10 protein-coding genes and 1 pseudogene are annotated in these 14,803 nt (G+C 45.8%); 6 read left to right on the forward strand and 5 right to left on the reverse strand.

The window, feature by feature from the left end; genetic code table 11:
* Both Q0241_RS03940 and Q0241_RS03945 read left to right on the forward strand, forming a co-directional pair.
* Positions 1–789 (forward strand): hypothetical protein (locus tag Q0241_RS03940; RefSeq protein ID WP_299373457.1); only part of this gene is annotated, 789 nt, incomplete at its 5' end.
* An 81-nt stretch (positions 790–870) separates the two neighbouring features.
* Positions 871–1,680 (forward strand): ferritin-like domain-containing protein, encoded by an 810-nt coding sequence (locus tag Q0241_RS03945; RefSeq protein WP_299373460.1) that lies wholly within the window; start codon positions 871–873, stop codon positions 1,678–1,680.
* A gap of 102 nt (positions 1,681–1,782) precedes the next feature.
* On the opposite strand, the gene Q0241_RS03950 is transcribed toward Q0241_RS03945, so the two are convergent.
* The 3 genes from Q0241_RS03950 to dctP form a co-directional block, all read right to left on the reverse strand.
* The gene (locus Q0241_RS03950) at positions 1,783–3,348 is read right to left on the reverse strand and encodes a TRAP transporter large permease subunit (protein ID WP_299373463.1); all 1,566 of its coding nucleotides are present in this window, start codon (positions 3,346–3,348) and stop codon (positions 1,783–1,785) included.
* Entirely contained in the window at positions 3,341–4,039 is a 699-nt protein-coding gene (locus Q0241_RS03955) for a TRAP transporter small permease subunit (protein ID WP_299373466.1), read from the reverse strand. Before Q0241_RS03955 ends, Q0241_RS03950 begins: the two co-directional genes overlap by 8 nt.
* A gap of 136 nt (positions 4,040–4,175) precedes the next feature.
* Positions 4,176–5,339 carry a TRAP transporter substrate-binding protein DctP gene (dctP, locus tag Q0241_RS03960; RefSeq protein WP_299373468.1) on the reverse strand — a complete coding sequence of 388 codons (1,164 nt, stop codon included), beginning with the start codon at positions 5,337–5,339 and terminating at the stop codon, positions 4,176–4,178.
* Positions 5,340–5,854: 515 nt separating this feature from the next.
* On the opposite strand from dctP, the gene Q0241_RS03965 reads away from it, so the two are divergent.
* From Q0241_RS03965 to Q0241_RS03980, 4 genes are all read left to right on the forward strand, one after another.
* On the forward strand, positions 5,855–7,252 hold the full coding sequence (locus Q0241_RS03965) for an MATE family efflux transporter (protein WP_299373471.1): 1,398 nt from the start codon (positions 5,855–5,857) through the stop codon (positions 7,250–7,252).
* A gap of 172 nt (positions 7,253–7,424) precedes the next feature.
* Positions 7,425–8,966 (forward strand): PAS domain-containing sensor histidine kinase, encoded by a 1,542-nt coding sequence (locus Q0241_RS03970; protein ID WP_299373474.1) that lies wholly within the window; start codon positions 7,425–7,427, stop codon positions 8,964–8,966.
* A 246-nt stretch (positions 8,967–9,212) separates the two neighbouring features.
* Positions 9,213–11,702, forward strand: coding sequence for a cation:proton antiporter (locus Q0241_RS03975; RefSeq protein ID WP_299373477.1), 2,490 nt, complete (start codon positions 9,213–9,215; stop codon positions 11,700–11,702).
* A 48-nt stretch (positions 11,703–11,750) separates the two neighbouring features.
* On the forward strand, positions 11,751–13,355 hold the full coding sequence (locus Q0241_RS03980; protein WP_299373480.1) for an MATE family efflux transporter: 1,605 nt from the start codon (positions 11,751–11,753) through the stop codon (positions 13,353–13,355).
* 140 nt (positions 13,356–13,495) lie between these two features.
* On the opposite strand, the gene Q0241_RS03985 is transcribed toward Q0241_RS03980, so the two are convergent.
* Together Q0241_RS03985 and Q0241_RS03990 are read right to left on the reverse strand one after the other, a co-directional pair.
* Complete coding sequence (locus Q0241_RS03985; protein ID WP_299373483.1) at positions 13,496–14,302, reverse strand: nucleotidyltransferase domain-containing protein; 807 nt, start codon at positions 14,300–14,302, stop codon at positions 13,496–13,498.
* Positions 14,303–14,384: 82 nt separating this feature from the next.
* A pseudogene (locus tag Q0241_RS03990) lies at positions 14,385–14,803 on the reverse strand (hypothetical protein); the annotation flags it as partial.

The raw sequence follows: 14,803 nt of genomic DNA on the forward strand, positions 1-14,803 counted from the left end.
ACCGCCCTTTCTCGTGCAGCTCTTTTTCTAGTACTTGTTCAGATGAACCCGGCAAATGCCGATGATGAACATCCAGTATCCTCTTTGAACGAAACCATCTTGAATGATGATCCGAATACACCAAATGAAACGCCCTTGTTGTCAACAAATGCAAACTGGCCACAGGCAGTCATCACGACCGGATCACAGTCTCTAAAAATTAATGATTTTGTAGACGGACAATACCACCTGAACGCAAACACTACCCCAGATACAGAAAGCATTGGGCTTGACCGGTTACTAGAAAATGTAGCAACACATAACAACTTTTCTTCGCTTATCTATGCCAAGTTGGATAAATCCAACGCTATCAGTCTTGCTGAATTCAATAAGGGAAATGAATATAATATTATCGACGAAGACAACAATATTTATATAGAGCTCGATGACGACGCCCTACTGTTCTTCACAGATGAAATTGCCGTTTTCGGCGGAGATGGGTTTAGCTTCTTTGTCCTAGATAACGAAGCTTTGACTCTATTTGAAAATAATACGTCAAATAACAGCTGGGTAAGTCTTAAATCCGATCAAGAACACTTCATCCTCAAAAAAGAAGACGTCCTTGAAGATGATGTCGAAATCATCACCCTTGAAGAAGAACTATCCTTTGATGACAATGATCAAACAACAGAAATAATTACAGTGAATTATTTCAGCTATAAAGACACTATTATCGGGATGTCATTTGATTTACCCAGTGATTTTTACGAAAGACATGGTGATATTGATCTCGCCAGCCTTTTGGCCTAAACATCGGTAGTCGCAAGCCTATTCTCAGTCTTTTACGCAACAAATAAATTACACACAGAAATAAATTTAACAGGCAAATAAATGACAAAGATTCCCGCTACTCTGTCAGAAGCAGCCCGTATTGCCTTAACGACAGCCAATTCCATCGAAAAGGCAAAACTTAGTCGTCGCTTTGCCTTAGCTTGGCAACAAGGTGATATCAAAAGTATCGGTACCGCAGAGATTCCAAAAGAGCCCGCGCGAGAAGAAGCCCCCATCCTTGTCCCTCCGCAAGAGGTTCCCAGAAGAAAGATTACCCCCGAAGTAGAAGGTCGTGTCGCCCTACTTCACGCCCTGACACATATAGAGCTTCATGCGATAAACTTGTGTTGGGATATCATCGTTCGCTTTGCCTCGACTGAAATGCCCAAAGGCTTTTACGATGATTGGGTTTCCGTCGCAGACGATGAAGCACGGCATCATCTGTTGCTTTGTGAAAGACTTGATCAACTGGGGTCCCATTATGGGGCGTTACCTGCCCATGCCGGGTTATGGCAAGGAGCAGAAGTTACAGAACACAATCTCAAAGCCCGCTTGGCCGTTGTTCCCATGGTACTCGAAGCCCGCGGGATTGATGTCACACCCGGCATGATCGACAAGCTTAAGCTCGTCAAAGATTATGAAAGTGCGGACCGCCTACAGGTCATATATGACGATGAGATCACCCATGTTGCCAAGGGAAAGCGCTGGTTTGAATACCTGTGTCAGCAAGACAATGAAGACCCGGTTAAAAGTTGGCAGAACATTATCCTGACACTCTTCAAAGGGCGGGTAAAATCACCCTTTAATGTCGAAGGACGCAATCAGGCTGATTTTCCAATCGATTTTTACGGCCCCATCGCCGATCTGTAGATTTGCCACAGAAATTAACCCTAATCCAATACCATACAAATCCATGTACTTTGGCACCATGTACTGAGGGAAACGACCCTCAGTACATGAAAACCAGCCAAACTATCCGTAAACCAATTCTGGCAACCACGTCACAATTGCCGGGAACAGGATACACAGCACCAGCCCCACAACCTGTAAAGCAAGGAAAGCAAGCGATGATCTAAAGATTGTCGCCATTGATATTTCTTTTGGCGCAACACCTTTTATATAAAACAAGGCATAACCAAACGGGGGACTTAAAAAGGACATCTGCATATTAATCAGATACAGAACCCCAAACCACAACGCGACCTTGTCTCCCTCGACAGCAGGAAACCCAAACAGACCATCAAAGGTCAAACTTTTGATGATAGGCACAAAAATCGGAACCGCGAGTAATAGAATACCAACCCAGTCCAAAAACATCCCCAAGATGACCAAAAGCACCATCATTACAAATAGAATGCCATAAGGGGATAAGCCCGATCCTAAAATCGCGTCGTTGATAAACGCCTGACCACCTTGGAGAATATAAAACCCGACAAAGATAGAAGCCCCAAAAATAATCCAGAGAACCATTGCCGAGGCTTTAACAGTTGTCACTGATGCTTCTCTCAAAGCAATCAGATCAAAGCGACCATGCATAATCGCAACGATGATAGCCCCGAAAGATCCAATACCTGCAGCCTCTACAGGGGTTGCAATTCCAGCAAACAAAAGTCCCAGAACAACAACAATAAGTGATAACGGCGCGACCAGCTTTAACAACAGCCGCAGTTTTTCAGACAGGCTCAACCTTTCGTTCTCGGGTATTGCGCGCCCCAAATCTGGCTTCAAATAAGATCGAAGCAAGACATAGCCAATATAAAGGCCGGACAATAACAAGCCAGGAGCCAACGCACCGAGATAGAGTTCTCCGACAGATTGTTGAGCAACAACCGCGTAGAGAATAGCCAGAATAGATGGCGGAATTAGAATACCCAGCGTCCCACCGGCCATAATAGACCCCAAGGCAATTTCAGGATCATAATTCCTTTTAAGCATCGCAGGCAGGGCAATGATACCCATTGTAACAACAGCAGCACCAATGACCCCAACCATCGCGGCCAATATTGTCGACGCAAGAATGGTTGCAGCAGCCAACCCGCCATTAAGCCCGCCCATCCATTTATAGACGACATCGAACATCTCTTCGATCAAGCCGGCACGTTCTAGCATCGAAGCCATAAAGATGAACAAGGGTATTGCCGCCAAATCAGAATTCGTCATCATGGGGAAAATACGTGACGGGATAATGTTCAGCATAATCTGATCACCAACCAGATATACAAAAACAACCCCAAGCCCCCCGGTAACAAAGGCCAAAGGCAGCCCCATCATCAACAGAACAAACAGACTGCCAAACATAATGTAGGTTAGTGTGCTGATATCCGTATCGGCCAAAATTCCCGCAGAACGGAAAAGGAAATATTCATCTTCATAAGGATCAAAGAAGAGAATATTAACGAGCTCCACACCTAATACACAGAACGCCACAAGGGTTGAAACCACCATAAATATAGTGCCATAGCGCCCGATTGAATTGTTAAGTGGCGAAGGTGCACCCATTTTATTTTGCTGTGAAGAAATACCGTTAACATCAGCCATTAAGCTGCCCTCCCTGCCCTAATGAGCGAAAGGTCATGATGTCTTTTGTCAGTTTAGCTATACCAGCAAATAAAATCAGTACCCCGCCCAACAACATCATTGCTTTCACAGGCCAATACTGGATTGCCCATGTTTCAACGGTTGTTTCATTCATTTGATAAGACTGTTCAAAGAACGTCGCAGACGTACCAACCAGTGCAAGGATAAATACAAAGAAAAAGACAGATGTGAAAATATCCATCCCGACACGCCCCCTCAATGGAAGCTTGATGTAAAGAACATCCACCCGGACATGCCCCTCTTCTTTCAACGTAAATGCGCCAGATATTAAATATTGCATCCCAAATAAAAGGAAGCTGGCTTCGTGCACCCAAATGGTCGGCATGTTAAAAAGATAACGCATAATAACTTCGTAAAAATACGCAATAACCGCGTTCACAGTCCAAAAAGCACAAAGATATCCCGAAGCAACGCTGATTTTATCTATGGTACGGGTAAAAGCATTTTCTTTATACTGAATGACCCCCGCCTCGTCCTGAGGAAGACTAACTCCATCTGTGTCTTGTCGTGGTTTTCCTTTGTGCTTTTCCTGTACATTTGCCCAATAAATCAAGACCAGCGGCATTACAGCCAACCACGTCCAGTAAAGCCAATGCGGCAACACGAAACCAAAATCTGGTCCGTCCGTCATGGGTACCTCCCAAATACTTCTGATAAAATGACGAGCTGATAATCATGCCTGTGCGAACGAACAGAATAGTTGGCCCTTCAGAACCAACTATTCTGTCGTCTGCATTGTCAGCAAGGATGACAAACTTAAATTAAGATTACAGGCTCTGCCCTTTAATATCAGAGGCAGAGATATACCCCATAATACCGTTCATCATATAGTCGAGCTGGATCTTGAACACAGCAGATGCATCAGCATCCTTTTTCGCCCACTTATACCAAATCGGGATCGCTGCTTGACGGAATTTGTCCAGATCGGCCTGTCCCATACGAGACACAGAACTGCCACTGTCTGTGAATTTCTTCAGAGCCTCTACATTACGTTTTTGGATAGAAACATAATGATCAAGGGAATAGGTTTTAACCTGATCTTCTACAAACTGTTGCATGGCAGGAGAAAGCTTGTCCCAAGCCCGTTTATTAACAGTCAAATCCATCAAATCAACAGGTTGGTAAACAGACATCAGTCCGGGAGGGCCAAACAGGATATGTTTTGTAACCTGCCCAAAACCTAGATCCCAGTTGACCGCAGGCCCTACATAATCAGCCGCATCAATTGTACCTTTTTCTAGCGCCGGGAAAATATCAGATCCCGGTAAGCTTACAGTACTGGCCCCAAAAGACTGGAACACTTCTGAAACCATGCCACCGGGAACCCTTAGCTTCAGCCCCTTGAAATCTTCGACACTACTGACAGGCACTTTAGAATGAATAATATTTGCGTCATGTTGAATAGGCCCGACATAGACCAAGCCAAACTTGGCATAGATCTCTCTTGCCTTTTCCAACATCCCCAATCCATAGAACATCGTGTCCCACTGTGCTGGCTGATCTGGGCCAACGGGATAAGATGATAAGAAAACAGAGGCCGGAATTTTCCCTGCCCAATAGAGCGTAAAGGGGTTCATTCCCTGTAGAACCCCGTTACGAACTGAATCAAACAAGGCATTATTATCTGCAGCGACAGACTTTGCAGCAAAAGGCTTAATAGATAATTCACCACCAGAACGTTCTTCAAAACTTTTACACCACTCTTCAAACAAGGTGTAACCAGTCGTCCCCGCATCCCAAGTCGATTGTACTTTCCACTTGTGTCCCGCGGCTGCATTCGCATCGCTGATAAAAGGTGCTGATAGCGTAGCCCCACCGGCAACAGCAGCCGTGGTGCCCGCAAACTTTAAAAAGGAACGCCGGGTTGAAGTATTTTGGGTATCAGATGTTTTTCCCTTTGGTGACAGGTCTTCATTAATCTTATTGTTCACTTGTTAGTCCTCCCATTGATTCAGTTCAATTTTATTAGTTGCTTTTATAAATAATGTACTGAGCTTCATTTTTTTAAATAAAGACTAGTATACCCACCTATAAATAGCTAGAAGGGATCGACCTCACACAAACAACAAGACTCAATAAAAAATACCCAAAACTCTGCAACTTACTATCAATCAAATAAGCATAGTATAGTGCTAATAATAATAGGATTTTTTCTAAAAATCATTATTAAAACTACAAACACGTCCCTAATATAACTTAAAAATTAAAAATTGATTATTTGACACTTAAAATCAAATAATATGTGCCAAACATTCTCAAATAATGCTAATCAATACACACCCTCAACTTTATCTATGCTTTTTGACCTTCAGAAATCGTTCCATGAAAGCAATTTCGATCAAAACATACCTAGTGAATTGGGTATAATTCACAACCACAGCCCCCTGCTTTCTACCTGTAAAGCTTCACCGATTATAAATAATTCCATTCCTCAAAGGATTTCCTTGTGAGCAACGCTTCTCAACCCCAGCAAAATTTCTTTCTCTCCGGTTCTTTGCCTCTTTTATTCGTTAAAACAGCAACGCCAATTATTCTGGTCATGCTGGTTAACGGCCTCTTTACAGTGGTTGACGCTTATTTTCTCGGTGAATTTGTGGGGGCCGACGCCCTGACAGCAGTCACCATGATGTTCCCCGTTTTCATGCTCATTGTCGCACTATCAACATGGGTATCAGGTGGTTTTTCCTCTGTCCTTGCCCGTCTACTGGGGGCCAGAGAATTTGGCAAAGCCAGCACAGCTTTTACCAGCGCCTATATGCTTTCCGGGGTTGTCTGTCTTATTCTTATCGCCATTTTTAGCTTTGGCGGCGATCAGATGATCCAGTGGGTCACCAAGGGGTCTGAGACATTAAGCGCGATGGGATATACCTATATATCCATTCTTATTTATGGATCCCCACTCATCTTTATCCTAACCATCAGTGTCGATGCTTTCAGGTGCGAAGGCAAACTCGGCTTCATGACCTTTATCTCGGTTCTCTCGACCTTGTTAAATGTGCTGTTTAACTACCTGCTTATTGTCCAAATGGATCTGGGGGTCGCTGGCTCTGCTTATGGCACCTTGCTCGCACAAACGCTTTCATTGATCGCGGTTATTCTTTATCGCTACAACACATCATCAGCTATTTCCCTTATATTTTCACCCGTCGAAAGAATTACATCCTTTTGGCGCGACTTCCTTGCCTTGGGTGCCCCGCAAAGCCTTTCCTATCTGGGGATTTCCTTGTCATCCGGCGCGGTATTTTATTCGCTTCAAAAATGGGGCGGCAGCAATTACGAAGCCACCGTGACAGCCTATGGCATCACAACACGTATCCTCACCTTCAGTTTCTTGCCGTTACTTGGGTTGAACCTTGGCTTTCAAACCATTGCTGGGAACAACCAGGGCGCGCAAATATTCCCGCGCGTCAACAACAGTCTGAAAATTGCAATCGTCACAGCATTCAGCTACTGTCTGTCATTGCAACTGGTTTTCCATTTTATGGCGGGGCCTTTGGGATCAATATTTGTCGATGACCCAAAAATCATTGCCGAAACAGCACGTATACTACCGCTAATCACCCTGTTTTATTTCGCGTTCGGGCCCAGCTTGATTCTATCCGGTTTTTTCCAAGCTATTGGGGACGCAAAAAGATCTGCCCTTATCAGCCTGACGAGAACCTACTTTTTCTCTATTCCGCTAACCTTTGTGCTTCCCTTGTATTTTGGCGAAGTGGGGATCTGGTATGTCGGGCCTGTGACTGAAATTCTCATGACAATTCTGACCCTGTTCATACTTTCCCACAATGCAACACGAACAGGATACAAGTTGGGGTTATTCAGAACAGATCCCGCACCTTCATAGGTTGAAATCAAGTACTAAATATTTAATTTTAATCCAACAAGGGGAGCGCAATTATTTGCGTTCCCCTTGTAACTTCTGTTACGTTTTATTTTCTTATTTAAACACAAGCTCTTCAAAATAAATTAATAAAGAACAGAGCTTTAAAAAGTTTGTTGTTATAAGAGGACGAGAATTGCCAACCCCGGAATCCTTATTCACGGACTTCAAGCTTGATTCAGCAGAACTTCTGGAAGCCATTTTCTCTGCTTCAGGGACTTATTTTGTCATCACCGATCCCCAAACTGGTCTAATCCACGCCATTAGTGATGCCTGGCTTAAAACCCTGAAGTACAAAAGGGAAGAGGTCGTGGGGCGAACATCTCAGGAGCTTAATATCTGGTTAGGGCCGGAAAAACGGGCCGAGATGATCCGACGTATAAAAACTGATAAGGCTGTGAGCCGCTTTCATGCATGTCTAAGGGGCAAAGACGGTTCATTGCATGATTTTTCAGTATCTATTCAATCCGTTGTTCTTAAGAATAAAAACTACCTCTTGTTTTGCGGGTATGACATTACCGAAGAAATAAAAGTTAAAAATTCGGCGGTATCTTCCCGAAAAATGCTGGTCGACGCGCTGGAGGCAATGAGCGAAGGTTTTGTGCTCTACGATCCGAATGGGTTGTTGGTTATATGTAACAGCAAGTTTAAAGAATTTTATGGCTACAGCGACGACGAAGCAAAACAGGGGGTTGTCGGCTACGAACTGGGTAAACTCGATATAGAAAGAGGCACCGTCATTGTTATTGAGGGAAGTGAAGACGATTATATGAATCGACGCGCTGATCTCGCCAAAGGTCCCCCAAAAGCAACTGTCGTGAAACTTAAGGATGATCGGTATCTTCTTCTAAGTGATCGAGTGACCGAAGACGGCTATATCGTCAGCATCCAAAAAGACATTACCGATATTAAAGAAGCAGAGTTCGCCTTGATGCGGGCAAGAGACGAAGCCCACATTGCCAACAATACCAAGTCTGAATTCTTGGCACACATGAGCCACGAATTGCGAACACCATTGAATTCCATCCTTGGCTTTACCCAAGTCATGCGAGATGAATTGCTTGGTGATCTTGGACACCCCAGATATAGGGAATACATCAATGACGTCCACCATTCCGGCGAACACCTTCTTAATTTGATCAACGACGTTCTGGATATATCCAAAGTTGAATCAGGGAAGTTTGAGCTGAATGAAGATGTATTGGATCTGAAAGATACCATTTCAGCCTGTATGCAAATCATACGGGGTCGGACCGATGCTGCGGCCCTTAACATCGAGGTAACAGCCCCCAAAGAAAAAGTTTATTTTCGTGGGGATGAACGCATCATGCGCCAAATCCTGCTTAACCTGCTTACCAATGCCGTAAAATTCACCCCGAATGACGGTAAAGTTCTTCTTGATCTTAAAAAGAACAGTGATCACAGCATCAAACTGATCATCAGTGATACCGGATGTGGCATTGAAGAGAACGATATTCCGGTCGTGCTCGCGCCCTTTGGGCAAGCCCGCATTAATGCTCGTACAGCACACGAGGGAACCGGGCTCGGCCTATCTCTCAGCAAAATGCTAACAGAACTTCATGATGGAACTCTGGGACTGACAAGTAAAGTCGGAAAGGGCACACAGATTACATTGGACTTTCCTGTCGAAAGATACGTTGATCCTGCATCAATTTGAGGGTTGGTTGAGACGAGACAAAGGTTTGGGTAAGTTCTGGTTAAGAGAGTTGGAGTCCGCTTAAAGGTTACCTCAGCCCACCCCAAGGCTTGAAAAACTCCCCTCGTTTGTCCCCAATAGCAGTGACAACCAAATAAAAATGCACTTGTTTGTTGATTATTTGCAGAAAAACTTGGGGCAAATTGTAAAGCGGCATATATAGTTACTTTAGAAAATACAAATGCCTAACGTCACGGATAACAGCGCTTGCCAGTTTCAGATATTGTCCTAACCATTTCTGCCCTTCTTATCGTCACCGCCTGTACCCAGCCGTTGGCCAGAAGAACAGGTCTGCCCTTTACCGTTGTACTAGGTTTTATCGGTGTCATTATTGCCTCTGGCGCAAGCTGGCTTCTCCACACCCGCCTGACGGATCAGTTTAACGAAGTCGCTGCACTGGTCGTCAACATACCCGTCTCATCAGCAACGTTTCTCGATGTTTTATTGCCGATCCTGCTCTTTCAAGGGGCTATCACCATTGATGTCAGGCGTCTAGCAAAAGACACTGTCCCAGTCATCTTCCTTGCCGTTTTGGGGGTTTTTGTCGCCATAGCCTTAATCGGTGGGGCTGTTTCTCTGGTTTCAAGTGCGCCACTTGTGGTCTGCCTTTTGTTCGGGGCCATTGTTGCCACAACCGACCCCAGCGCGGTTATCAGTCTTTTTCGAGACCTCGGTGCTCCTGAACGTCTGACCCGATTGGTCGAAGGCGAAAGCCTTTTGAACGATGCCACGGCCATTGCCGCCTTTGGTGCATTTCTAACTCTTATTATTTCAGGGGGTGGCTATGAATTCGGTCTTCTCGTCCAACAACTTGGGTTTGCGTTTCTTGGCGGGATAATCACAGGTACAATCTGTGGCCGCATAGCGATCTCTCTGATTTCTTGGCTTAGCTCTTTTCGTTCTGCCCAGCTAACAATTACCGTCGCCTTACCTTTTGTAATCTATATTCTGGCCAAGAACTATATCGAGATATCCGGTGTTGTCGCTGTGGTCACCAGCGGCCTTGTCCTCAGCGCCATGGCACGTCCCCGGTTTGAACCAGAAACCTTCAAGTTCTTTCAAGAAACCTTAGAACAACTAGCATGGTGGGCAACCGGTCTGGTCTTTATTCTTGCCGCCCTTGTTGTGCCGGATCTGCTATCGGATTTTGCCTTTTCTGATCTATTGATTATTCTCACAGCAGTTATCGCGGCACTGGTTGCAAGGGCCTTGATCCTGTTTGGATTTTTCCCGTTTTTAACAGCGTTAAAAATCACACAACCAGTTGATAACCCCACAAAAACGGTCATTGTCTGGGGGGGACTACGCGGTGCTGTTACACTTGCCCTTGCCTTGTCCGTCACAGAAAACCCATTGATAGATCGTGAAACACAGCGCTTCATTGCAATCCAGGCCACTGGTTTTGCTCTATTTACCCTATTGATACAGGGGACAACATTAACGGCCTTGATGAAATGGCTAAAACTTGACCAACTCGCCCCGATCGAACGCGCCTTTCGGGTCCAAGTCTTAACTCAATCCCTGTCAACGGTACAATCCAGCCTAAATAGTTTTGCCAGCCGTTTTCAACTGGATCCAAAATTGACCCGGCAAACAGCCGAACAATATATCAACCGCTTGTCACGCATCGCAGATGACAAATCATATGAACACGAAATTAACGACAACGATAGACTGATCATTGGCCTGGTGGCCTTAACCAATCAAGAAAAGTCGCTTTTGTTTGATCAACGAATAAGCGGCATTCTCCGCCATGACCTTGTCGATAGATATTTACTTGTCATCGAAGACATGATCGATGCGTCAAGGGAAAGCGGTCGCGAAGGATATATTTCAGCCGCAAAAAAACCTTACCGGCACAGCACACGGTTCAAGTTGTTAAGCTGGGCACATACCCATCTGGACTTTAATCGCCCAATAGCATCGCATATTGGTAAACACTTTCATTTTTTACTAATCAACCGCATTCTTGTATTAGAACTGAAAAGCTTCCTTGATCGAAGACTTCAAAGTCTGTTGGGAACACAGACCGTTACGCTGTTACAGGAAATCCTTGATCAACGATTGGGCAGCATTGAACGGCACTTGGCCGCATTACGTCTGCAATATCCTAAATTTGCCCGAACCCTTGATCGACGAATATTGGAACGCATCGCTTACAGGGATGAATTGGAACAAATAAAAAACCTTCGCGAAGCCGGAATAATAAGTATCGACTTGGCACGAAGCCTGACAAGCGAAGCAAATTTCTTTCATGCCACAAGGCGATCGCAAACCCATGTTGATATCAAGGCAAAAACTGTCGAGCTTTTAACATCTTTTCCAGTGTTCAAAGATCTGGACGTTTCTGAATTAACCCAAGTAACGAAAGAGCTACAAACCCGCGTTCTCGCCGATGGAGCCTACGTCTTCAAAAAAGGAGACCGCGCCGATGGTCTCTATTTCATCGAAAGTGGCGCAGTTGAGATTAGTGTAGGAGACGAGATTCACCGCCTTGGTTATGGCGATTTCTTTGGCGAAATGGCCCTTCTCAACGAAACCAGTAGAAGTGCATCAGTTAAATCCATTAGCTATTCCCACCTGCTATTACTGGAAAAAGATACATTTCACGATTTGGCCCGTGCCCATCCGGATTGGCGAAGCACCCTTACCCAGATTGCGGATCAAAGAAGAATGATGAACCAAGGAAAGAAATAAACTGACCTGTGGAATAAATCCTATTTGAAATAATCAGAAAGTTTCCCCGTGGCCCAAGCCAGCACAAAAAGCACTAAAAAGCACCGGGAAAGAAACCTCGTTCGCGGCAGCATTCCCGACCATTTCAAAGCCTTGGCAATACCCGCTGGCATCGGGATGCTTTTTAATACCCTGTACAATGTCGTCGATACTTTTTTTGCCGGCATGATTTCGACAGATGCACAGGCCGGACTGTCAGTTTCCTTTACCGTGTTTTTTATCCTCATCGCCTTTGGTATTGGTCTAGGACAGGGTATTTCAGCCCTAGTAGGAACAGCCATCGGGGCCAGACCCACTATTCAGACAGAAACCCAACCAGCCAACCATAAACCCGAAGATCATAAGCCCACAGATCATAAGCCCGAGGACCATAAATCCCAGAATAGTAAGAACCTAAACCAGATAACTCGGGGCCAGACAACTGGGAATCACACAACCGGGGATCATGGTTTTCGCACCCAAGATATTACCACCTCCAAAAGCACCTCATCACCCAAAGATATCGCGGCACAGGGTCTCAGCTTTGCCACTCTCTTCTCTTTCCTGCTCTGCGCGGCTGGTTATTACACCATCCCCCATTTGCTGGATTTACTCGGGGTTTTCAACGGCTATCGAGGTTTAGCCCATGATTACCTGATCCTTATCCTCTTTGCCGCGCCAGCCTTTATGATTGCCTTTGCCGCCAACGGTATCCTAAGCGCCCAAGGGGACACGGTGACAAACCGCAATGCCTTGATCGGGGGATTTGTTGCCAATTGCGCTTTGAACCCGCTGTTCATATTTGGTGCTTTTGGCATTCCGGGGCTTGGCTTTGACGGTCTCGCCATATCGACCGTTATTATCGAATGGTTCGTGGCCTTCTATCTGCTTTCCCACGCCTTGAAATCACGGGCGATGATAAACACAACCCTGTCCTGTTTCACTCCCCACGTTAAGATCATCAAAGACATCGTGGCACAGGGGGCACCCGCAAGCCTGAATTTCCTGACCATCACCGTGGGCGTTTTTGTGATCCAGTATTTCTTGCAGCCTTTTGGCGCAACCGCCGTCGCCGCCTATGGCATTGCCCTGCGTATAGAGCAACTTATTCTCTTACCCGGCCTGGGGCTGACAATCGTTCTCTTGCCCATCATTGCCCAAAACCACGGCGCCAAGGAACTCGACAGAGTGCGCTATGCCTTCTGGTGGTGCGTGCGAACTGGCATCGGCATGATGCTCATCGGGGCGCTGTTACTCCTACTCGGCGGCAAGTTCTTGCTGGGCCTCTTCACTCAGGACCCAGACGTCATCTCCACCGGATTTGACTACCTACTCCTCGCCGCCCCCATGCTGCCCGCCTACCTGACCCTCTTTGCCATGATGTCCTTTTTCCAAGGCATCAAACGCCCGATCTGGACCGTATGGATCGGGATTTACAGACAAATCTTCGCCTCAGCAGGTTTCGCCGCGCTCTTCATCTATGTCTTGAACTGGGGCACATGGGGCGTCTGGGCCGCCGTCTTCACCGCCGTCTGGAGCGGCCTGCTACTTTCCACGATTATCCTGATAATCGTTGCAAGAAAAAGCATTCAGGGGTTGGGTGGTCCGGGGTTTTTGAGGTCGCATGAGAGTTAGGCAAATACGGAGTTTGACCGAACTCATAGTTCAATACTGCAATTGAAACCTATCAATAACGAAACGTGCTTACCCAAATCTGAGACCACTTTATAAGCAGTCACGCTCTAGAGAGTATTTCACACTAAGATCCCAGAACATCATAGGTCGCCCTTTATAACTTTGCGAAAGATATCGCCCCCCTCATCCAGGAGGTCGGGGCGGTTATCTAATTTCGCCACGACTGTTGCCCATTGCATTTGCTCTTGAATAAAATCGTCAATCATTGCGATCCGCTGACCACAGCCAATTTCCTTCGCCTTACTCTTAAGATCAAGTAGAGTTTCGATGTGCCCAATTAAGCCAGGTGACAAATTTTGACCCGCGACGAGCTCATGAAAGTTCATCGGAGGCGGTGTATTCGGAACATGCTTTATCCAAGATATCGCCAACGCAGGTCGCAGAATATAAAAATACTTCTTGAGGTTCACATCAGTATTGTCGCTTACATGTTTATCCCACTGTTTAGTAGCGAGATTTCGGTAGTGATGCAGACAGGATTCACCGTAAGTCGTCTTAGCGGCAAAAGTCTTCAATCGCTCACACACAACTTCGTTCCAGCGATATTGGATCGGACTGGATAACCATTCCAACATTACAGGGTTTGGTTTAATCAATAACCCTAATGCTTTTCGGATATCCCAGCCATTAATATCCCAATCTCCGTCTATGGGAAGTTCAATGACATCACGTTTTGGTTCAATGCTGAGATACCAATCAGGTTGGTGAGCATAGATAAATCGCACATCGTAATCACTATCAGGTGAAGGAAATCCCCAAGCTCGGCTACCACTTTCAATAGCGAACAAAATTTGGACGTCGTATTTTGTCTCCAAAGCAGTCAGTTTGGATTGGATTATGGCCTCAACATCAGGAGCTATTGATGACACGAATAAAGGAAAAGTCATAAAATTTCTCATAAGCTTAAATTTATAAATACAGGTATTATGGTTTCGAATTTAAAACTATCAATAATAATAACGCCTCTCCCTACCCTCCAAAAGCACCACGGATATAGATCGCCAATTCTTCCGCCAGAACCTTATTCGGGCCGTCTGCGAGATACATGTTTATGCTGCATCGGGGTAGGGTTGGGAGTTCGCCGCGGTGATCGATGACTTCGATGCCGGGGTCGCTGAAGGTTGGCAGTTCAGGGCGGACTGCGAAGTCTGCAGCGACGGCGACTGAGGTGGAATCTTCACTCTCCGTATCGACCGCGTCCAGCCAGGGAATGTTCGCCTGTTCCAGCGCATCAATCATGGATCGCCGAAAGGCGCAGCCGCGCACCATCGCGACAGGTAAAGGACGCACCATCCATGCATGGCCCTTTACCGCCCCCGTCCATAACAGGGGCTGCACAGTCAACAGTTCACCATTCGCGGGCAATTTCTGGTCTTTGTCATAGACCT

Source organism: uncultured Kiloniella sp. (assembly GCF_937128705.1).
Taxonomy (GTDB): domain Bacteria; phylum Pseudomonadota; class Alphaproteobacteria; order Kiloniellales; family Kiloniellaceae; genus Kiloniella.